This window comes from Robinsoniella sp. RHS, from assembly GCF_001029355.1.
GTDB classification, from domain to species: domain Bacteria; phylum Bacillota; class Clostridia; order Lachnospirales; family Lachnospiraceae; genus Robinsoniella; species Robinsoniella peoriensis.
Genome location: NZ_JNGB01000004.1, coordinates 124,507 through 145,246, shown reverse-complemented (window position 1 = coordinate 145,246; position 20,740 = coordinate 124,507). Strand labels below are relative to the sequence as shown.

General features: G+C 41.2%; 25 protein-coding genes. 6 read left to right on the top strand and 19 right to left on the bottom strand.

All coding sequences use genetic code 11. The features are described from left to right. Positions 1 to 278: 278 nt before the first annotated feature. The 6 genes from RHS_RS03650 to RHS_RS03625 form a co-directional block, all read right to left on the bottom strand. Entirely contained in the window at positions 279 to 707 is a 429-nt protein-coding gene (locus tag RHS_RS03650) for a hypothetical protein (RefSeq protein WP_047832337.1), read from the bottom strand. Between the two features lie 20 nt (positions 708 to 727). Beyond that, a complete protein-coding gene (locus tag RHS_RS03645) occupies positions 728 to 958 on the bottom strand; it encodes an alcohol dehydrogenase catalytic domain-containing protein (RefSeq protein ID WP_047832336.1) in 231 nt (76 codons plus the stop codon). A 38-nt stretch (positions 959 to 996) separates the two neighbouring features. Continuing rightward, a complete protein-coding gene (locus RHS_RS03640) occupies positions 997 to 1,530 on the bottom strand; it encodes a hypothetical protein (RefSeq protein ID WP_047832335.1) in 534 nt (177 codons plus the stop codon). 3 nt (positions 1,531 to 1,533) lie between these two features. Continuing rightward, on the bottom strand, positions 1,534 to 2,610 hold the full coding sequence (locus RHS_RS03635; RefSeq protein ID WP_044297520.1) for a HAMP domain-containing sensor histidine kinase: 1,077 nt from the start codon (positions 2,608 to 2,610) through the stop codon (positions 1,534 to 1,536). Beyond that, the gene (locus RHS_RS03630) at positions 2,607 to 3,278 is read right to left on the bottom strand and encodes a response regulator transcription factor (protein ID WP_027292280.1); all 672 of its coding nucleotides are present in this window, start codon (positions 3,276 to 3,278) and stop codon (positions 2,607 to 2,609) included. Before RHS_RS03630 ends, RHS_RS03635 begins: the two co-directional genes overlap by 4 nt. A 68-nt stretch (positions 3,279 to 3,346) precedes the next feature. Further along, positions 3,347 to 4,009 (bottom strand): hypothetical protein, encoded by a 663-nt coding sequence (locus tag RHS_RS03625; protein WP_044297521.1) that lies wholly within the window; start codon positions 4,007 to 4,009, stop codon positions 3,347 to 3,349. A 250-nt stretch (positions 4,010 to 4,259) separates the two neighbouring features. Between RHS_RS03625 and RHS_RS03620 the strand changes: the two genes are divergently transcribed. From RHS_RS03620 to RHS_RS03610, 3 genes are read left to right on the top strand one after another with little or no spacing between them, the layout of a single operon-like run. Next, positions 4,260 to 4,895 carry a TetR/AcrR family transcriptional regulator gene (locus RHS_RS03620; RefSeq protein ID WP_027292282.1) on the top strand — a complete coding sequence of 212 codons (636 nt, stop codon included), beginning with the start codon at positions 4,260 to 4,262 and terminating at the stop codon, positions 4,893 to 4,895. Between the two features lie 16 nt (positions 4,896 to 4,911). Further along, the gene (locus RHS_RS03615; protein WP_395021161.1) at positions 4,912 to 6,213 is read left to right on the top strand and encodes an MFS transporter; all 1,302 of its coding nucleotides are present in this window, start codon (positions 4,912 to 4,914) and stop codon (positions 6,211 to 6,213) included. 1 nt (position 6,214) lies between these two features. Further along, positions 6,215 to 6,562, top strand: coding sequence for a hypothetical protein (locus tag RHS_RS03610; RefSeq protein WP_027292284.1), 348 nt, complete (start codon positions 6,215 to 6,217; stop codon positions 6,560 to 6,562). Between the two features lie 76 nt (positions 6,563 to 6,638). On the opposite strand, the gene RHS_RS03605 is transcribed toward RHS_RS03610, so the two are convergent. Beyond that, entirely contained in the window at positions 6,639 to 7,697 is a 1,059-nt protein-coding gene (locus RHS_RS03605; RefSeq protein ID WP_047832334.1) for a uroporphyrinogen decarboxylase family protein, read from the bottom strand. Between the two features lie 216 nt (positions 7,698 to 7,913). On the opposite strand from RHS_RS03605, the gene RHS_RS03600 reads away from it, so the two are divergent. Then, entirely contained in the window at positions 7,914 to 8,762 is an 849-nt protein-coding gene (locus tag RHS_RS03600; protein WP_047832333.1) for an AraC family transcriptional regulator, read from the top strand. Between the two features lie 3 nt (positions 8,763 to 8,765). On the opposite strand, the gene RHS_RS03595 is transcribed toward RHS_RS03600, so the two are convergent. The 3 genes from RHS_RS03595 to RHS_RS03585 form a co-directional block, all read right to left on the bottom strand. Then, entirely contained in the window at positions 8,766 to 9,242 is a 477-nt protein-coding gene (locus tag RHS_RS03595; protein ID WP_395021158.1) for a helix-turn-helix transcriptional regulator, read from the bottom strand. 128 nt (positions 9,243 to 9,370) lie between these two features. Beyond that, entirely contained in the window at positions 9,371 to 10,510 is a 1,140-nt protein-coding gene (locus RHS_RS03590; RefSeq protein ID WP_047832331.1) for a glycerate kinase, read from the bottom strand. An 85-nt stretch (positions 10,511 to 10,595) separates the two neighbouring features. After that, a complete protein-coding gene (locus RHS_RS03585) occupies positions 10,596 to 11,318 on the bottom strand; it encodes a FadR/GntR family transcriptional regulator (RefSeq protein ID WP_044297527.1) in 723 nt (240 codons plus the stop codon). A 261-nt stretch (positions 11,319 to 11,579) separates the two neighbouring features. On the opposite strand from RHS_RS03585, the gene RHS_RS30020 reads away from it, so the two are divergent. After that, positions 11,580 to 11,720, top strand: a complete 141-nt coding sequence (locus RHS_RS30020) for a hypothetical protein (protein WP_395021155.1) — start codon at positions 11,580 to 11,582, stop codon at positions 11,718 to 11,720. Here RHS_RS30020 and RHS_RS03580 read toward each other — a convergent pair. The 6 genes from RHS_RS03580 to RHS_RS03555 form a co-directional block, all read right to left on the bottom strand. Further along, complete coding sequence (locus tag RHS_RS03580; RefSeq protein ID WP_047832330.1) at positions 11,713 to 12,513, bottom strand: TIM barrel protein; 801 nt, start codon at positions 12,511 to 12,513, stop codon at positions 11,713 to 11,715. The two genes, RHS_RS30020 and RHS_RS03580, sit on opposite strands and share 8 nt — an antisense overlap. Then, entirely contained in the window at positions 12,510 to 13,556 is a 1,047-nt protein-coding gene (locus tag RHS_RS03575) for an alcohol dehydrogenase catalytic domain-containing protein (RefSeq protein ID WP_047832329.1), read from the bottom strand. The genes RHS_RS03580 and RHS_RS03575 overlap by 4 nt, the downstream gene beginning before the upstream one ends. 27 nt (positions 13,557 to 13,583) lie before the next feature. Beyond that, complete coding sequence (locus tag RHS_RS03570) at positions 13,584 to 14,954, bottom strand: GntP family permease (RefSeq protein ID WP_044297531.1); 1,371 nt, start codon at positions 14,952 to 14,954, stop codon at positions 13,584 to 13,586. Between the two features lie 88 nt (positions 14,955 to 15,042). Further along, complete coding sequence (garR, locus tag RHS_RS03565; RefSeq protein WP_044297532.1) at positions 15,043 to 15,927, bottom strand: 2-hydroxy-3-oxopropionate reductase; 885 nt, start codon at positions 15,925 to 15,927, stop codon at positions 15,043 to 15,045. Between the two features lie 49 nt (positions 15,928 to 15,976). Then, positions 15,977 to 16,909, bottom strand: a complete 933-nt coding sequence (locus RHS_RS03560; protein ID WP_047832328.1) for a transketolase family protein — start codon at positions 16,907 to 16,909, stop codon at positions 15,977 to 15,979. Positions 16,910 to 16,923: 14 nt separating this feature from the next. Next, a complete protein-coding gene (locus RHS_RS03555) occupies positions 16,924 to 17,748 on the bottom strand; it encodes a transketolase (RefSeq protein ID WP_027292294.1) in 825 nt (274 codons plus the stop codon). Positions 17,749 to 18,046: 298 nt separating this feature from the next. Here RHS_RS03555 and RHS_RS03550 point away from each other — a divergent pair, with 298 nt between their 5' ends. Further along, positions 18,047 to 18,310 carry a CatA-like O-acetyltransferase gene (locus RHS_RS03550; protein ID WP_047832327.1) on the top strand — a complete coding sequence of 88 codons (264 nt, stop codon included), beginning with the start codon at positions 18,047 to 18,049 and terminating at the stop codon, positions 18,308 to 18,310. On the opposite strand, the gene RHS_RS03545 is transcribed toward RHS_RS03550, so the two are convergent. The 3 genes from RHS_RS03545 to RHS_RS30015 form a co-directional block, all read right to left on the bottom strand. Next, entirely contained in the window at positions 18,299 to 18,946 is a 648-nt protein-coding gene (locus RHS_RS03545; RefSeq protein WP_047832437.1) for an ABC transporter ATP-binding protein, read from the bottom strand. The genes RHS_RS03550 and RHS_RS03545 overlap by 12 nt on opposite strands. A 71-nt stretch (positions 18,947 to 19,017) precedes the next feature. Continuing rightward, complete coding sequence (locus tag RHS_RS03540; RefSeq protein ID WP_047832326.1) at positions 19,018 to 19,914, bottom strand: hypothetical protein; 897 nt, start codon at positions 19,912 to 19,914, stop codon at positions 19,018 to 19,020. Next, complete coding sequence (locus RHS_RS30015) at positions 19,907 to 20,665, bottom strand: hypothetical protein (RefSeq protein ID WP_395021150.1); 759 nt, start codon at positions 20,663 to 20,665, stop codon at positions 19,907 to 19,909. Before RHS_RS30015 ends, RHS_RS03540 begins: the two co-directional genes overlap by 8 nt. Between the last annotated feature and the right edge of the window lie 75 nt (positions 20,666 to 20,740).

Below are 20,740 nucleotides of genomic sequence, written 5' to 3'. Positions count from 1 at the left end.
CAAAATATGGATTATCTGAAATGATCTGTAAATCTCACATTCTTACCCGAATTAGAAACATCCATGCACGATTGGTAAAATTTACTACCATTACAAACCCCGTAAACCCAGGAAATAACCGAAAAAATATGAAATTAATATTTCATAACATAAAACCGGTATTTCAATACATTTCACAACTACATTTAAAATTAATAGTTATAATATAATTGTATTTAATTTTTCAATTTATACTCCGCAACTCCCACACGTTGCGGAGTACTCCCCAAATAATATTCTTATTGTTCATAATGAATTACTACATTTAATGCCCGTTCAACATCAGCGGCTTTTTCTATCGCTTCCGGCAGTTCCTCCCAGGTATAATCATGTGTAATAATGCTTTCAATATCCCATTTTCCGGACTTCATAATCTTCATAACATCCTTTACATCCGCCGGCATATAGCCCCCGCTCCCAATCAATGCATGCTGGGCAAATGTCATATTTAATATGTCCACCGGCCTCATTCCGGCCAGAACCGCTACGATCACCATACGGCTCTCTATCTTTCCCATATTTTGATATGTAAAAAGAATAGACTCGGCTCCTGCCGCATCAATATAAATATCCACATCAGCCGTAGGCCCATTTAAAGAAGGTGCCTCACCAAAATACTCCATCGCTTTTTCTTTCATATTTTCCCGCCCGTTATTGCAGACTTCCATACCGAGAGCACCGGCCTTTTTCAGGCGAAAATCTTTCCCACCTGTACAACTTCTGAAACTGTTTCATGTCCAAATTCACCACCTACGTTAATTTTGTGCCCTGTACCGGGTCCATGTTGGTAAACTGCCACATCCGTCCCGCAAATACTGGAATATAGATTGCGGACTACAATATCATAATCACCAGCTTCAGGCATCTCCAGTGCTGCCATTTTAATATTCTTTTTTCCCTGATAGATCGCTGCTCTCAATTTTTTACCCTCCTTATAATCTTTCAATAATATTGCTTTTATAATAGACTGTTTCCTTTTTCACATATTTCATATATCTCATCATATTTGTCTTCCATCAACAAATTTACTTTCTTTCTGCGGCTCATCCTTAGGCTTCGGAAAACAAAATACGGCAGTATCCAGCCTGCAAATGCCGGGAAAGCAAGTAAAATGCAGAGCCAGATAATGGGGGGTTCATTTGTCACGGCAAATACAGAACCTGCCATACATACTGTACCCAAAATGCCAATCGTTATCGCCATTATTGTTGGCATGGCTGTCTCTGACTTCTTAGCGGCATTAATTTCATCCATACATGCTTCGAAGTGCCGCTGCAGACGGGTCAGCTCTGCTCTGTTTAATATTTTACGGTCCCTTTTTAAACGGAGAATAACTTTTGAATTCTTCTTTACCGGCTCTACATTTTCATCTGATATCCATCCAAAATTTTTGTAACCATCCAGATAACGGGATAACTGTTCTTCCTCAATCTCTACTTCCTTATATTCATATCCCACAAAATCCTTTCCTTCTTTCACAATACCACTCATTCTCTACTCACCTGCCTCCGTAATCGGGATCCGCACCGTAAAGGTGGTGCCCTGACCCATTACACTTTCTGCCAAAATTGTATACTCCATTAACTGCAATACACGTAACGCTATTGCCAATCCCAGTCCGTTCCCTTCCGTTGCGTGGGAGGTATCCCCCTGATAGAATTTATCAAAAATGTGATTTAATGTTTCTTCACTCATGCCGCAACCATTGTCCGATATCTGAACAATGATTTCTTTTTCCGTGGAACTCTGCTTTAAAGTTACGGTACCACCGGGTTTCGTAAACTTAATGGCGTTGGATATCAGATTGTTCCACACCAGTTCCATAAGATTTTCATCTGCAAGAATAATCGCCTCATCTTCCATCTCTGCTGAAAACTCAATTTCTTTTTGATCCCACAGTGTTTCGAAATGAAGCACACATTCACAAAGCTGACTGCATAAGTCATACTCACTTGCTGCCGGGTGAATCGTCTGCTTTTCCAGTTTGCTCAGCTTTAAAATATCTGTAATCAGTTGGGACAGCCGTCTGGAAGACTGTAATATGTTATCTGCATATTCCTGAACTTTCTCCTTTGACAGATTTGATTTCCCCAAAAGTTCGGCATAATTTTGGATCACAGCCAAAGGAGTTTTGATCTCATGGGACACGTTTGAGAGAAAATCTGTTTTTAACGTTTCAATACTTCCAAGCTCCGCCACCATTTTGTTAAAATCTGCAATCATGACATCCAGATAGTCCGCCTTATCTGCTGTGTGAATGGGTCTTACATAAACTGAAAAATCACCGTTGGCAACATCCTTCGTCGCTTTTACAAACTGCTTTAAAGGTTTATCATAATGCCGGACTATCTGCCAGCGTATAAGTATAGTAAATGCTGCCGAAACCAGAAGCCAGTACGCAGTCATTCCAAAAATATATCCTTTGGGAATGGATGCAACATCAATGTATGCTCCTAAAATTTTATTCTGCGTGGTAGTCAGGAAAGCCAGTACAAAAAACGTAACCACAAATATGCGGATAGGGAAATGCTTGACTTTTACGCGGGGATCGGCATATTCTTTTTCGCTCATAATAACACCGCCTTATATCCGATTCCGCGTACAGTCACAATTTGAAATCCATCACATCCCGAAAATTTATCTCTTAGTTTTGTCACATAGACATCCACAGCCCGAAGGCTGGTATCACAGTCAACACCCCAAAATTCATCCATCAGCTGTGCACGGGTAAAAGTTTTTTTTGGATAAGAAAGCAGCTTATACAGGATATGGAACTCTCTTGTGGTAATTGGGATTTCCACATCATTGACAATCGCAGTCATAGCATCCGAATCCATCACCAGATTACCTGCTGCAAGCTTTCTTTCCGTTTCAATATTGGCACGGCGCAGCAAAGCCCTGACCCGAAGCAGCAGTTCATCAAGTTCAATGGGTTTCACCATATAATCATCAATCCCCAGCCGGAACCCTTTCTGTTTGGATGGCAGATCATCTTTAGCCGACATAAACAGGATGGGAATAGAGCTATTCACCTGACGCACCGTCCGGGCAAACTCAAAACCATCGATTTCCGGCATCATAATATCAGAAATAATCATACTGCAGATTGATTGATACATCTCATCATATGCCTCCGCCGCACACATACAGCCCTTAGCCTGAAACCCGCTGTCATTTAAATATGTACAGACAATTTTATTTAACCGCTCATCATCTTCCACTACTAATATACGAATCATTCCGTACCTCCTTTTTTCTTTCAGAATCCAACGCACTCAAAGAACTTCTCATTATTTTAACATATAATCTATTTGCTGCATTCTTTTTTTATCCGGTTTACCCGGATCACCATGATCACTCCCAGCAGGGTGGCTGCACTTCCCATCAACACACCCATTAATCCATTGGACAGGGATGGATCGTAGCCGATTTCACGCTCATGGGTAAATGACAGCAGTGCCGTCTGGGTCAGAACCAGGCAGATCAGAGAAGATGCCAGATTAATCATTTTAATTGCATGGATTAAAAGAGTATGATTATGGCGTTCTAAGATAACTCCCCGGATATTCAGCGTTAACTCCGTAAATGTAAAAGCTGCAATGGTAATTCCCACATAGGGATGGTACGAACTGACCTCTGGATAGAAGAAAAGCCTTGCAGAGTAAGCAATATATAACGCACTGGCTATAATGAGAACTTCTCCGGAAAGCATATAATAGCGGCACTGTAGTTCCCGGCTTTTCCCTTTTGAGATCCCGGATAACGCAAAAAGCTTAGCCAGAACCATACCAAAAGTATAAAATGCACTGACACAGGTAAATACAGAAAATGAGAGTATTCCCATAATCAGCTTCCCGGCCCCCACAAGAATATTTCCAATACAGGATGCTCCGGTAATCTGCAGAGAACGTCTTGGATTACAGATTCTTTTTACTTTTTGCAGCAGTTCTGTTTCTCTCATTTTCTTCATTGGTGATACCCCGTTTTAAAATAAAGTATATTTGTTGTATGATAGGATTGATTATAAATGAATTTTGTTTGTGATTTGTTTGAGAAATGTTTCTAAATTGTGAATCATTTGTGTATTGATAATGTCCGTTGGTAATGTCCGTGCTTATGCAGCAAGCCCCTTTTTGCTATTTATTATTTATTACCTTGACAAATCAAAAATGAAACCCTATAATAAAACAAACAGACAGTCTGTTTATTGGGGGATTAATATGAATAGAGAAGAAAAAAGTAAAAATAGTAAAGAAAAAATAATTCAATCAGCATTTTCTTTGTTTTCAGCAAAAGGATATGATGCGACTTCTACACAAGATATTATAGATCTATCTGGTCTGTCCAGAGGCGCAATGTATCATCACTTTAAGAGTAAGGAAGATATCTTAAGAAGTGTAACAGAAGGATTTTATTCACATATGAATAGTTTCTTAGAAAATCTTGTTGCAGATACTACTCTTACATCAAAAGAAAAATTGATGAAACTTATTACTCATAGCGCGGAGGATTATACACATAAACAAATGGTAGATTGCTATTGGAGTGAAAAAATACCGTTTGCTCTATTAGAAGAAGTACAATACCTTAACAATGTGGCTGCTCCATATTTTTGTAAAATAATAGAGCAAGGCGTTGAAAACCATGAATATGAATGCGAATATCCGCAAGAATTGGCTGAAATTCTTATTTTTGCTGTCGACGTTTTACTCAACCCAACATTATTCACTCGTAGTTATTCTGAAGTATGCAGCAGATTAGACTTTTTATTTTTTCTTTTAAAGAAAATGGAGATACCAATTATTGATAGTGATGGAATAAATAAAGCCAAAGAACTATTCAAACAGGAATTATGATATAAAGGAGGAGAATGTGAATAATACAATTAATGATAATATACAATGCAATTCTGTAGAAAAAAGAAATATTCCACCGTTAAAAAACTTTAAACTAATGGTCTTCGGGCAGATCATATCAATACTAGGTTCTTCACTATTACGATTCGCATTATCGTTGTTTGTTTTAGATAAAACAGGTCGTGCGGATGTGTTTGCGACTTTATTTGCTATTTCTAATATCCCACTCTTATTAGGTCCGTTTGGTGGGGCCATAGCGGATCGGTTTAATCGTAAAAATTTAATGGTAATCTATGATTTTTGTAGTGGTACGATTGTATTTTGTTTATTTCTTTTACTTTTAACTGGAAATACTTCTATTGTAGTAATTGGTATCATAATGATACTGCTTTCCGCAATCAGCGCAATGTACAATCCAACTGTTTCAGCCAGTGTACCGTTACTGGTTGAAGAAAAAAAGATTGAAAGCAGCAATGGGATTGTAATGGCTGTTCAATCATTGGCAATGGTTTCTGCTCCAATTATAGGTAGTCTTTTATATAGCGCTATAGATTTTAATATTCTCATATTAGTATGTAGTATATTATTTATACTATCTGCAATTATGGAAATTTTTATTGATATTCCCTTTAGCAAAACCAGGGAAAAAGGACATATCATACATACGACTATATCTGACTTAAAAAGTGGCTTTATATATGTAGTAAAAGAACCTTATATCTATAAATCCGTCCTATTTGCAATGGCACTAAATCTTATAGTGACACCACTTTTAGTAATTGCAACTCCCACAATTCTTCGTCTGGTTATGGGAAGTACAGAAACAATGTATGGTCTAGGCATGGGTCTGATCAATTTTGCAACAGTCGTTGGTGCATTGACGGTTGGTATTTTTGCGAGAAAATTGTATTTTAATAGAGTGTATCGCTGGGTGTTGATTATGAGCGTAATGTTCCTTCCTATAGCAGTATCAATTTTACCATCCGTCTTGAAATTTGGATATTTACCTGCATTTTCAATTTTTATGTTAGGGGCAGTTCCGCTATCCGCTATGATACAAATACTTTCTATCTTTGTAGTTAGTAAGGTTCAAAAGCAAACACCAAATGAAATGTTGGGCAGAGTCATGTCAATCATGATTGCCGGGGCACAATGCAGTACACCAATTGGACAAATTATATGCGGAAATATACTGGAAACCTTTAGCGGTAATTTCTACTTACCTGTATTATTTATTTGTGGAATAATGATAATTATATCAGTCATAACAAAATATAGTTTTAAAAATATAAAATTGAACTGTGAAGGAGGAATTTAATATGCCATTTACCGAAATATGTATTTATCAGGTCAAGCCGCAAAAGGTGGACGAGTTTGAAGCACTCATGCTTGAGGTTAAGAGTTTTTTAGAAAAGCAAGTAGGACTGCTTTTACTTCGATTTGTCAAAAGGGAGTATCATATAGACTTAAAACAAATTAAAGAGGGGCTTCCCCCTCCCAAAATTACGCGCATTGTAAAAAGCGTTAAGTACATGCTTTATTGGGAATTTGATACTAAAGAAAGTTATGGAACTGCACAGAAAAACCTTTACGATAGTTATTGGAAATCTATCGAAAAGTGCTTAATAGTGCCACATGACAAATATTTAGGAGAGGGGTTGTTTTGACGGACAACGGCAAGCCCCGGCCAAACTGGCGGCCGGCCTCACCGCTAATTCCGTTTCGTCCTTACAGCTTGCAGGCTTAACGGGGTATCTGCCGTTCTACCTCATACAGCGCCTCAATATTCTCAATCGGCACATCTCCTTCAAAAGCCTGGCTTGCCATTAATATGTAACCGCCATCCCGATTCAATGTTTTAATAAAACGCCTTGTCTCTTCTGCAACTTCCTGAGGTGTCCCATAAGGGAGTATTCCCTGCGTGTCGATTCCGCCGTGAAATGTGATTTTTCCGGCAAACTCTTCCTGGAGGCTCTCCGGTTCCAAACCCGCAACTTTTTGGATCGGCTCCAGTACATCCACATTGCACTCAATCAGTTCCGGTATAATAGGGCGCACGGCGCCGCAGGAATGCTGTTGGTAAAACGCGTTGTATTTATGTGCCAGTGCGGTGAGCTTTTTCGTATTTTCTTTGAAGAAATCTCTCCACATGTCCACACTGAATAAGAGGGAGATCTGGGTACCATAATCATCGTGGGGCCTTAAAATGTCAATTCTGCCCTCTCCAGCCTTAAAAATTCTTTCATAATATTCCAGTTCAAAAGCTACCATGCGGTCTAATATACGCTGTGCCACTTCCGGTTCTTCAATCATCATTACAAAAAAACGATCCATATCAATCAGAAATGTTACTATCTGGAAAGGTCCTTCATGTCCTACAATAATAGCCTTATCCGGATATTTATCGCATTCTTCTTTGATAACGCTATAATCAAACCAATCCGGATCAGGGAATGGATACGCATCCACTTGTTCTATGGTTGTAACATCATTTAACGGAAAATAGGATGTCATACCGTACTCATCAATAGCTGTTTTATGGATGGTAGTTTCGTATCCCCAATAGCTGGTGGTGACTTTCTGCCCTTTTTCGTTTACATACTCCTTGCATTTTGGTCCGATGTATTTTGGCGAAACCGGTACTACATCGATTTTAAACTTATCTAATAACTGGCTGTAATCCGTAAATTGATAGTGCACCATTAATTTTTCCACTACGGAATCTACAGCTTCAAATGCCGCCGGTGTCCGGTCCGGCTTCTGGTGGGCAATTGCCGCCCTGACTCTTTCTCTGGATGTCATAATTATCCTCCTTCAGTACCTTATGATAGCCTTATTGTACAATTTACCCCCTCTTACAGCAATGAAGAAAACAGTACATTTTATTGTATATTTTAAAACTAAATATAAACTTCAATTGACAATTTTATACCATGATTTATAATGGAGATATACTCATATTCGATGTTTCCATATGTGGGTTTTGCATTTTACTATTGACAATTTAGAGGTTATCATATGACAATTGATGAAAGAATAAAAAACGTACTGCATTTCAACTACCGTTTAGCTACGCCACCAGCAAACGATAACTTTTTATTTCACGTAATCCGTGCCGGATGCAGTTATTTTGATGAAGATTTTAAAATTATCCGTGACAATAATTACCCTTATTATACGGTTCATTTTGTTTTCGACGGATGCGGAATTTTTCATATCTCAAAAAAAGAACATCTCCTGAAAAAAGGAGATGCATTTATTATTTTCCCCGGAGAGGCCCATGACTACAGCAACTACAGCCATTCTTCCCTGGGACTGCTGTGGATTGAACTGTCGGGCAGTAACTGTAAAGAATTATTCAGTTATCTGCTATCCAATAATCAATATGTTTTCAAAAATGTATCCACTGAAAAAGCCGGTCAGCAGCTTCTTGATATTTTAGAATATTTAAGTCCCCCGGTTACTATAAATAAATATGAATTATCTTCTAAAATTTACACTTTTATCATGTATTTGTTGGATTTAATGACCGGTATTCCCACAAAAAATACCCCTGCGCTTATTGTAAAAGCACTAACTTACATCGATGAAAATTTTACCGGTCAGATTCAGATTCGTGACATAGCAGACAATCTTCATATCAGTCATACTTATCTTACGAAACTGTTTCAGAAAAATGTTGGTGTGACTCCTGTTAAGTATATCAACATGAAGCGCATTGAATATGCCTGTTATCTGCTGCAGAATACGGATTTGAGCTGCGAATCCATCAGTGATAAGACAGGGATCTACGATAATGCATATTTTCATAAGATGTTTAAATCCGTGAAAGGGATGACCCCTGTTCAGTACAAAGAATCCCTATAAAGATTACCGGGGATTGTTATCCCCACGATACTCCCGGGGACTGCACCCTACATATTTTTTAAATATTTTGGAAAAATAGTTCTGGCTGTTAAATCCGGTCTCATAAGTGACTTCTTTGATGCTTTTTTTCTGACGAAGCAGACGCTTTGCCGCTTCAATCCTCCTTTCTGCAAGTACATCCGTAAAGTTTTTCCCGGTGTTTTTTTTGAACACCCGGCTCAGATAAAATGGAGAGATGCGTAGATATGCCGCCATATCATCCAGTGTAATGTTATGGCTGTAATTTTCTGAGATATACATCATCGCCTGTTCCACAATATAGTGATTATTGGTCCGGTTAAATTTCAGGATTCCCTCCTGCATGGTAATCAGCTGCATTTCCAAATAAAGCGTTAATTCCTTTGTATCGTTTAAGGTTAGAATTTCTTCTAAAGACACTGTAAATTCCGTGAGCAGCGTAACCTCAGCATATTGCTGCATAAGGAACGATTTTGCTGTTTTATCTATTATCTTGTCATAGCTGCAAAAAAATAGCAATATCTTGTCACTATGACAAGATATTGCTATTTTCCCGAAAAGGAATTGCATTGCTGACAGCTCTCCTTGATTTAATCAAGGCTTTTTATCAACCGGAATACCTGCTCCGCCGCATTTGTAATATTGGTAAGCGCCACCCGGCTGTCCATTGCCTGCTCTAATGTTGTTATCTCCTGTAAGATGGGAAAGTATGCATCTATCCCTTTTTCATTGCATTTCACTGCATCTTTGGAGACACTGCCGGCAAAGGCGATCACTTTAATTCCATGTTTTTTGGCAAGACCTGCTACGCCCACCGGTGCTTTTCCCATGGCAGTCTGTAAATCAAGCCGTCCTTCTCCTGTAATCACAAAATCTGCGTCAGCTATCTCTTCTTCCAGATCAACCGCTTTCATCACCAGATCAATTCCGGGCGAAAGCGTTCCGTTAAGAAAGCTTAAAAATGCAAATCCAAGCCCGCCTGCCGCACCTGCACCCTGATATCCGGAATAATCATGTCCAAAAGTGTGGGCAGTGACATCTGCAAAATGCTGCAGATCCCTGTCCAACGCCTCTTTCATCTCATCCGTTACACCCTTTTGGGGACCATAGATCCAGGTTGCTCCGTTTGTACCACACAGTGGATTATTAACATCACACGCTATCCGGAAAGTACACTCACTGATCACGGGATTTACGGCATCCGTTTTGATGGATGCGACCAGCTTTAAGCTGTCTGCGGAGATCCCCACAGGATTTCCTTCTTTGTCCAGAAACCGGTACCCTAACGCAGTGAGCATCCCGATGCCGGCGTCATTAGTAGCACTTCCGCCAATTCCTATCATAAAATTGCGGCAACCTCTGTTTATTGCATCCAGGATCAATTCTCCCACACCAAAAGTCGTTGCTGATAACGGTTTTTTATCTCCTGCTTTTACAAGAGTAATTCCGGCTGCCGCTGCGATTTCTATGACCGCCTGTTTTTTATCCGGTATGAATCCATATGCGGCATTTACCGGTTCTCTCATCGGACCGCAGACATAACGGCTGATATAGGTCCCTCCGCATCCTTCCACGAAAGCTTCAACGGTGCCCTCACCACCATCAGCCAGTGGTTTTACAATGACCTCTGCATCCGGATAAACCCGTTTTATTCCTGCGCGTATGCCACCGCCTGCTTCCATGGAACTCAGGCTTCCTTTCAAAGAATCAATAGCAACTACCACTTTCATACAATCATCCCTCCACCTGCAGACGCAGCTTACCTGCCTTCCTTTTATACCTCCTGCATATCGCAGGTTCCGCCTGAGATATGCATTAATAAGTAGTTCGAATGGAACTTTCACACTTTATCTCTTCAATATATTTCACATTATTCTCAAGATGTTCCCTCATTACCTCCACAGCACCCTTTTCATCTTTTGCTATGATTGCGTCAATTATTTTTCCATGATATTTCAGAGCAAGATCCCAGCCCATTTTCTCGATAATGGTCGTCACGTAAGAATTGATGACTTCCCTTAATATTTCATTTGTCTTTATAATCAGAGGATTTCTTGTCATCTGGCTGATTTTAAAATGAAACTCGGTATCCATTACCGCAAATCCTAAGGAATCGGACTCATCCTTTTTCTGGAGCATTTTCTTATGAATTTTCTTTAATTCTTCAATATCCTCCTGGGTACCTCTGCGGACTGCAAGCCTTACCGACTCCACATCGATGATCTGGCGGAATTCAAATACCTGTTCTGTTTCCTGCCCGCTTAAATACACTGCCGGAACTAATGCCTGCATATTCTCACTGATATCAATCACTTTCACAAAAGACCCTTCGCCCAGGCGGGTTTCAATCAGTCCCAGCGTCCCTAACTTCTGCAGTGCCTGGCGGACAGTGATCCTGCTGACACCCAGCATATCCGCCAAAGCATTCTCCGAAGGAAGCTTATCCCCCTGCTTCCATTCTCCATCTATAATCATCTGTTTTAATTGATCAAATACCTGCTCCCCGACATTCACGCGCTTGATTGGTTTTATACTCATACGTGCCTCCATCTTTCTGCCTGTACGTTGTCATACAGATACAATCATCATACCTTCTTTTTAGCATGATTGCAACTGTTTTTGTAAGGCTTTTTCTTATGAATATCCATATAAATATAATCTTTTCCGCCTGATCTGTAGGGGCACTCTATTTTTCCAATTTCCCCACTGCCGCATTGCCGCCACTGCTGCAAACCACGCTCTAGTACTACAACGAACAGTTTCTTGAATTTGGGTTTAGCTGATTAAGACGCTTTGTAAATGATTGGTAGTGTACAGAAAGATGGGTGTGGGAAACTGGCATGGGCTGTGGCAGGCTGTTCTTTATTGGATGCAGCGCAGTATGTTTCGGCTTTTTGCGTAAAAGAAGATTCGCCGGGCGACACTAGATTCATCATCTGAAATATTTCTTAAAAAACGCAAGTGCTTTTGGAGCACTTACCCCATAATCATGGGTATATGCTTCACAGCTGACGCGCCCGTCATATGATATAGCTTTCAGGGCATCTATAAAGGGCTGATAAGTTTCTTCCTCTATGGACTCCGGGTATACACGCCCATCCGGTCTTGCAAAATGAACGTGTCGCAAATACTCTTTTCCTTCTTTCAACAGGTGTTCAACCGGTTCTTTTTCTTCCGTCAAATGATAAAAATCAACCAGTACCTTAACACACTCTCTATCCACAGCCCTTGCCAGCCGGCATCCTTCTTCAAAAGTATTGATTAGGTTACACTCCTGTCTGCGAAGGGGTTCAATCACGATTGTAATATCGAAGTTATGTGCAATGTCATTTACCTGCTGCAATAAAGAAACTACCTGTTGGTATCCCTGTTCCAGGGGGAATCCGTCCGGTACATTTTTTGCAGGCCCGCTGCCGAACACTACATACTTCACACCTAACCGGTGTGCCCGCTCTAATGCCTCTGCAGCATAATTCAGATTGGCTTCCATATCTGCATCCGGACCTGTAAGCCGGTAACCGGTTGGGAAAAAATTATTGCAAACCTCACAATTTACACCGGAGGTGTCTACACAATGCCTTAATTTCCCGAATTCATCCTCACTCAAATCCATCATCTGCGCAAGGGGTAATTCTGCATAATCATATCCGCAAGATACTAGTTGTTCCAGGAATTCGATGCCCGTTCCGTCTGCACCCTCCGCTATCATATTTAGACAACAACCAAATCTCATTTTCTTTTACCTCTTTTTATACTGGGATCAATCATGACTTTTATATAATCATCCGGGTTCGTATGCAAATCATCCATAGCATCTTTTACTTCCTCCAGAGAAATTGTTTTCGTTATCAGCTTTGCTGCATTCAATCTGCCGCTTCCAATTAAATCCACTACTTCTCCAAATTCTTCATGGGTATAGTTAAAGGAGCCAATCACTCTGCGGGCAGAGCATACGATATCCTGCATATTAATTTCCATTTCCTTTTGGGACATTCCCACCCAGATTGCCTGTCCGCCGATTTTCAGGCACTTAATGGACTGGTTGGCTGCAGCCTGAACGCCCACTGCCTCAATGGAAGTATCAATCATCCTCCCATCCGTATATCTGGAAACAGCTTCCATATAATCTTCATCCTTAGGATTAATTACCTCATCCGCTCCAAAGGCTCTTGCAGCAGCAAGTCTTGTATCACTTAAATCCGAAACTATGATCCTGCCCGGATTCTGTAATTTTACAATCTGCAAAATGCAAAGCCCAATGGCACCGGCTCCAATAATCAGCACATTCTGGCCTTCTAAATTTCCTGCCTTCTTCACCGCTCCGTATGCAACCGCATAAGGCTCTGCCAAAGCACCGATTTCATAATCCGTATTATCCGGTAACTTATACAGAAGTTTTTCGGGTACTGCTGCATATTCAGCCATCGCCCCGTTTACCGTCAGTACGCCAAAGAATCTTTTATTCAGGCACATATTTGTCAGTCCTCTTTTACAGTTTTCACAGGTACCGCAGAAGTGAATCGGCTGAACGATTACTCTGTCACCCTCTTTAAACTTTGTGGCACCTGCCCCCGGTTTCACTACCTCAGCCGCGAACTCATGCCCCATCGTCATTGGTGCAATCCTTCTTCCCGTCAAACCCAGATATCCGTGCACATCACTTCCGCAGATACCACATGCCCTGACTCTCAGAAGCACTTCCTGTTCCCGGGGAACCGGCATCTGCTCTTCCTGTATTTCTAGTTTGCCTGGTCCCATATATTTTAATGCTTTCATTACGTTCTTCCTCCTTTCAAACACACTCTAGAATACCGGGAATACCAATGCCCCGATAATTGCTAATATAAAGATACAGATTGCTGATATAAAAGAACCCAGTGTATAAGTTTTCAAACCGCCGGTCACCGTTAATCCCGACAAATTTGTTGCCACCCAGAATCCACTGTCATTTACATGCCCCACACTATTTCCGCCTGCCAGACATGCCATGGCAATATAAACCGGATGTATGCCCACCGTTGGTGCCAGGGTTGCCATAATCGTCATAGAGGTTAGTCCTGCTACCGTACCGGAACCCTGAGCTACACGGAAGATAAATCCGATGAAGAATGCCAGGAACAATACCACAATGGCAGAACTGGTATCCAGTCCCAGCTTGTCAACCAAAATTGTACCAATATCGGTTGCTTTGATCACTGCACCGAAAGAACCGCCGGCTCCGGTAATCAGAAGAACTACTCCGGCAGCCTTTAATGCTTCTCCGGCAGAGTTTTCAATATTTTTCTTACCAATATATTTATAACCTAATAAATAAGATGCCAGTGCGCCTAATAGAAGAGCCGTTAATTTATTGCCCAGGAACTGGCTGATTATAGGCTGGTTCTCTTCTCCAAATATTGCCGTTCCCACGGTTCCGCATAAAATGCAGATAATAGGAACTACAATTGGCAGCAGCGAGATGAAAAAGCTTGGTCTGTTCTCCTTGATCACTTTACCCTGTTCTTCTAATTCTTTCACAACATTTGAAGAATGATTTACATCCTTTTCCTCATTCCAGAAATGCCTGTCATGAATTTTGGTATATAAAAATACACTAACCGTTACCGTAATAATACCGAAAATCAATCCGAAGATCAGCATGATGCCCAGGTCAAACCCGAAGATATCCGGTGCTGCCAATGGATTCGGGGTTGGCGGAACGATACAATGGGCAGTGGTTGCACCAATCGTAAGTGCCCCCGTTGTATATGCCATCGGTTTGTTGATCTGCCTTGTAATAGCAATTCCGATTGGAATCAGAATCACAAAGGTAACATCAAAATAAACCGGTATGGATAATACAAAGCCCGTAAATGCAATGGCATATAAAGCTTTTTTAGCAGGGAATTTTCTGACAAGCGTTTCTGCAATTACGCTCGCCCCGCCGCTGTCTGACAGCAACTGGCCTAAAATAACACCAAATCCGATAGGCAGTCCCATACTGGACATCATGCTGCCGAAGCCGTCTGAAATCTGCGTAATTGTACCCATGACACCCAATTTTGATGCAATCCCCATATATAAGCAGGCAATAATCATTGCAATACTTGGGTTGATTTTCAAAACCATAATTAAAAACAAAATAATTGCAATCGAAATGACCAGATTAATAATTAATAAAGTACCAACGTCCATAAAGACCCCCCTAGTAGATGATATCTGCCGGAATTCGAGCTTGTTTGAAATTTACTTTCTGACACACCCCGGTCCGAACAGATTCAGATTATCCGCGGATTTCTACACCTGTAATTTTTTCATAATACTTTGCAATTGCGCTGTGATCTTGCTGCCCGCATCCGTCAGCACGTAGCGTCTGCAGCATTTCCATGGCCAATGCGGTCATCGGAAGCGGTGCGCCGACTCCATGGCCTGTTTCCAAAGCATTATTCAGATCCTTAATATGTAAATCAATTTTAAATCCCGGATTAAAGTTGCCTGCTGTAATCATTGGTATCTTAGCATTCATAACTGTGGAGCCTGCCAGCCCGCCTTTAATTGCGTCAAATACCCTCACCGGATCCACTCCTGCTTTTGTGGATAACATAAATGCTTCCGATACAGCAGCAATATTCAATGCCACAATAACCTGATTGGCTAATTTCGTTGTATTTCCTGCACCGATGTCACCACAGTGTACCGCACTGCCCCCCATCACCATTAGCAGATCATACACCTGGTCGAAGACCTTTTTATCTCCGCCAACCATAATTGACATGGTTCCGTCAATTGCTTTTGGCTCGCCGCCGGATACCGGTGCATCAATCATTTTTACTCCCTTTCCGGCACATGCCCTGGAAATCTCCTGGGATGCAAGCGGTGCTATCGAACTCATGTCAATTAATATGCTTCCTTCCTGTGCACCTTCCAGAACTCCGTTTTCTCCCATAACAGCCGCTTTTACATGTGGTGAATTAGGCAGCATGGTAATAATGGTTTTACACTGTTGTGCAACTGCTTTGGAAGATTGTGCGGGAACTGCCCCATCCGCTGCCGCTTCCTCAACATTTGCCTCCATTACGTCAAATGCCACAACCTCATATCCCGCTTTTAGCAGGTTTCTAACCATTGGTTTCCCCATGATTCCCAGTCCGATAAAGCCTACTTTCATTTTCATTACCTCCATTTTCTAAAATGTTTTTGATTTGTGATTATTCTAATCAGTTAAAGTTATCCATCTTTTCGATAGCTTCCACAATACGCTCTTTCGTCAGTCCGTGGTAGTGCAGCACATCCGCATAGTTATGTGCGCTGCAGCCGAATGTGTCATGAATTCCTACAAACTCAATGGGTTTGCATTCTTTGCAGATTGCCTCTGCAATAGCAGATCCCATCCCTCCGGCTACATTATGTTCTTCTGCTGTCACGACTGCTTTTGCATCTTTTACAAGCTGGATAACAGCCTCCTGATTCAATGGTTTTATAGTGCTGACATTGACTACCTTTACAGACACTTTTCCTTCCAATTCTTCTGCTGCTTTTAATGCAAGCCCCACCATAATTCCGGCAGCAAATACAACGATATCTTTTCCTTCTTTTAAAACTGACGGCATCCCGATCTCAAATTTTTTGCCTTCCGGCGTTACATTTTCATAATCATTTCGATTCAACCGGATATAACAGGGACCATTGTATTCTGTAATTGCCTTTACTGCTTCCACGGTTTCATTGGCATCTGCCGGACAAATTACCGTCATGTTGGGGACAGCCCGGAAGATTGCCATATCTTCCACACACTGGTGGGTCGCCCCATCACCAAAATCAGACATTCCCGAAGAAGAACCACATATTTTAACATTTAATTTTCCAATTGCGATCGTCTGGCGGATCTGATCAAATGCCCTTCCGCCAGAAAATACGGCAAAAGAATTTGTAAATGGGATTTTTCCGGTTTGTGCAAGCCCTGCCGCAACCGATGTCATGTTCGCCTCTGCAATACCCATTTCAAAATGCCTCTCGGGATACGCTTCTTCGAACAGCTTACCCATTGTAGAACCTCCAAGATCAGCATCCAGCACTACAATATTTTTGTTTTCTTTTCCTAAATCCACCAGTGTTCTGCCGTAAGCGATTCTCTGATTTGTATAACTCATTCTCTTAGCCTCCTTTAAGATAATTCTGCAATAGCCTGTTTATAATTTTCTTCTGTCAGCATTCCATTATGAAATCCCACTACATTTTCTGCGAAGCTTACGCCCTTGCCTTTTACAGTATTTGCAACAATCATGGTCGGTTTTCCTTTAACCGTATCTGCTTCATCCAGCGCACTTAAGATTTCCTGCATGTTGTGTCCATCTATTTCAATGACATTCCACCCAAAACCTTCCCATTTCTCAATTATGGGATTCGAATTCATCCGATCCACAATTTTACCGTTTGCCTGCAGCCCGTTTCTATCCAGAATAGCTACGAGATTATCTGCCTTATATGCACTTGCAGCCATAGCCGCTTCCCATATCTGGCCTTCTGCCATTTCACCGTCTCCGCAGAGCACATATACTTTCCGGCCGATCCCGTCCAGTTTCATCCCCAGTGCCATTCCAAGACCAATTGACAGCCCCTGTCCCAGAGAACCGGTCCCGGCTTCAATCCCAGGTGTTTTCAATACATCCGGATGCCCCTGCAGGTAAGAACCGATTTCTTTGGTGGTCTTCAAATCTGCCACCGGGAAATAACCGGCTTCTGATAAAGCTGCATACTGCAGGATTGCCACATGTCCCTTACTTAATAAAAACCGGTCTCTGTCCTCCATTTTCGGATTCACGGGATCATGTTTCATCTTGTAAAAATATAAAGCAGTTACGATGTCAGCAGAAGAATTAGATCCTCCGATATGACCGGCAACCCCTACACCGATGCTAACGACCACATCTTTTCTAATTTGCTTTGCTTTCGTCTGAAGCTCTTCAATCAACTTATTGTCATAAACCATTCCATTTCCTCCTTCACTATTTTGTATGTTGTTATATGTCAGTTGTATTACAGGTGATGAGTAGAATATTACTCTTCTCTGGCATTTTTGTCAATAGAAATGGTTTATTTAATATTTTTTTGTTTATTATATATAATTTATTATTTGAATTTTTGTTTATATTTTTATAGATGAAAAAAATTAAATAAAGTTTGCAGACGTCCGTAAACTCTACGGAGCGTTTATTGCTTTTATTCTAATTTATAGATATGCTTAGATTCGGTAAAGAAAAACAGGCTGTACTTAGGAAAGAAAAATAATGAGTAATTTTCAACCAATAGATATACCGACATGGCCTATGACACAGGCTTTTTACTACTACACGAAGATGGCACCAACCAGCTATACCGTCAATGTCAATATGGATGTGACAATTCTTAGAAAAGAACTAAAAGAATGCGGGTATAAGTTTTTTCCGGAAAATCCTCAAAGTAAGGGTTTTGCACAGTACGAGAACCGCCCCGGCTCATATTCAGCCGGGGCGGCAGCCCTTTCCCTCATTTATAATCACTCAGGATACTAAAACTTTCAATTCCCCCGCATCCATCTCGCATACCGTATCACACAGCATCTCAATATCGGCGGCATTATGGCTGACCAGGAAAATCGTCTTTCCCTGGTCATTTAATTCCAACATCAGATCGTACACTTCCTGCACTCCCCGCTTGTCCAAACCGTTAAAGGGCTCATCTAAGATTAAGATATCTGGGTCTTCCATGATCGCCTGGGCAATCCCCAGCCGTTCCCGCATTCCCATAGAATATTTTCCCACATGCTTCTTTGACTCTGCATCCAGCCCTACGCGCCGGATTGCACTCCGGATTGTTTCATCATCAATTTCCCCTCTTAACGATGCCAGTAATTTTAAGTTCTTAAACCCGGAAAGATTCGGAAGAAATCCCGGACTTTCGATAATCATTCCTAAAGATTCCGGGAAATCGATATCCCTTCCTACAAGTTTTCCCTCTACATAAATCCGTCCTTTAGTTGGAAATAAAAATCCGCAGATACATTTTAACAGCACCGTTTTTCCGGATCCATTCATCCCTACAATACCGTGCACCATTCCACATTCAAAATCATGCGTAATATTCTTTAATACTTTTTCCTCACCAAAATCCCTGCACACATTTCTTAAACTGATTGCAATATTCTCCATCTTATTCACCATCTCTATCCCTCTGCCGTATTCCAAACCCGCCTTCACTATTGCCGCAAATAAGTTCTTCACTACTCATTTAGCTGCAGGAAATGAAATTCATATCTATGCGCCATTTTGCAGATAAGCAGTAAAATTATTATTAAAATTCCCCCAAACATGCCTGTACTCATCCATATCCGGGGAAGATAATCATATCCAAAATTATGCATATAATAGGTGGCATGATTAAGAGGAGAGAGCCATCCAACCGCTAAATTTGCTTTATATTCCATCGTCTGGGGTAATTGAAACAGTGTCATAAAAATCTGAGGACTCAACAGCAGTCCGTACAGATTCAAAACAAAAACACTGATTACTCCCATAAACTGGCTTTTACAGAGATTAAAAAGCAGCATAACAGAGGCAATCACCAGAGAATACAAGGTAGTCAGTAAAAATATAACCGCTGCACACTGGTATGGATAAGACATTTCCATGGTCTTAACAGATGCCGGCAGTGCGATCTTTACCCCAACGCCGGAATAACCAAGAAGAGCCCCTGTCTCGCTCCACATATTCCCCGGAAAAGACAGAGGAGCGCAGATGATACAGCTGACCGCCAGTAAGAAAGAAGTATAAAGCACTGTAGCAAGCACTACATAGATTACCTGCCCCCATACCCACAGGGACCGCTTCGTCCGATAAAGATAATAAGGGGTTCCCTGGCTGATAAAAGGCATGTCTGCAAACAGTAAAATCAATAGCAAAGAGGATATCATAATGGAATTCCCATCTCCGAATGTCCATACAAAAGCCTCCAATATCTGCATATTTGTACCGTAACTTCTCGCCAGGGACACTGCTTTGTCCGATAACATCAGACAAAGTACAAATGCCAGGGCAAAAGTCATAATGACTCTGGGATTCTTCTTCCATAGACGGAAATTATAGAACGCAATCTGAAAAGACTGTTTTATGTCACGCATCCTTCAGCCTCCTTTCCATGGTAATCACAAAAGCCGCTGCTGCTGCAAAACCTACCACAGAAACCATCAGTCCGGCTTCCCAAATCTGTATCATCCTTGGTGCTGCCCACTCACGGGGATTCAGTATATACAGAGAAGAATAATATCGTTCTTGAAATGCATTCAACACATAATACAAAATAAAAGGTGTGGTATATGCCATATATTTGTTTTTCATTACAGCCGCAAAAAATCCACCCAGCAATGCCCAGAGGCTGCCGCTAAAACAGGTGAGGACTATCCACCCTGCCACTTCTGTAAGGTGGGGAAAAATTTCTGTTTTCATGAAAATCCCCTGCTTCGGATCTATAAAAACTACCAGTGTTATACCTGCTAAGAGCAGCAGCACCCCAAACAATACCATCAAGCCGCCGGATAAAGCTGTCACAATTACTTTTGAACTAAGATATCGTCTCCATCCGGTACGTACAAGGCCTGCTAATGCAAATCGGTACTTCAGTTCATCCGAAAATGCAGCCCCATAAGCAAGTGAACTAACCAGCGGAATCGCCATCAAAAACAATTCTGAATGAATCACCGCTTCTGCTAAATAAATCCAGCTGCCCTGAGAATCATAAACCCTGTTTTCCTTCATATATGTCACTGCTGGCAATCCACCGCAGATGCCTGCGATGACAAGTCCTATAATGCCGGTTAGGAATCCCATAGATAACACTGCCCTTTTCCAGTCTGTGAAAAATACTTTTCTCATCTTTATACCTCCTGCATATAGCAGGCCCGCCTGCGATACTGCCTTAATAAGTGGTTTAAAAGGAACTTTCAGACT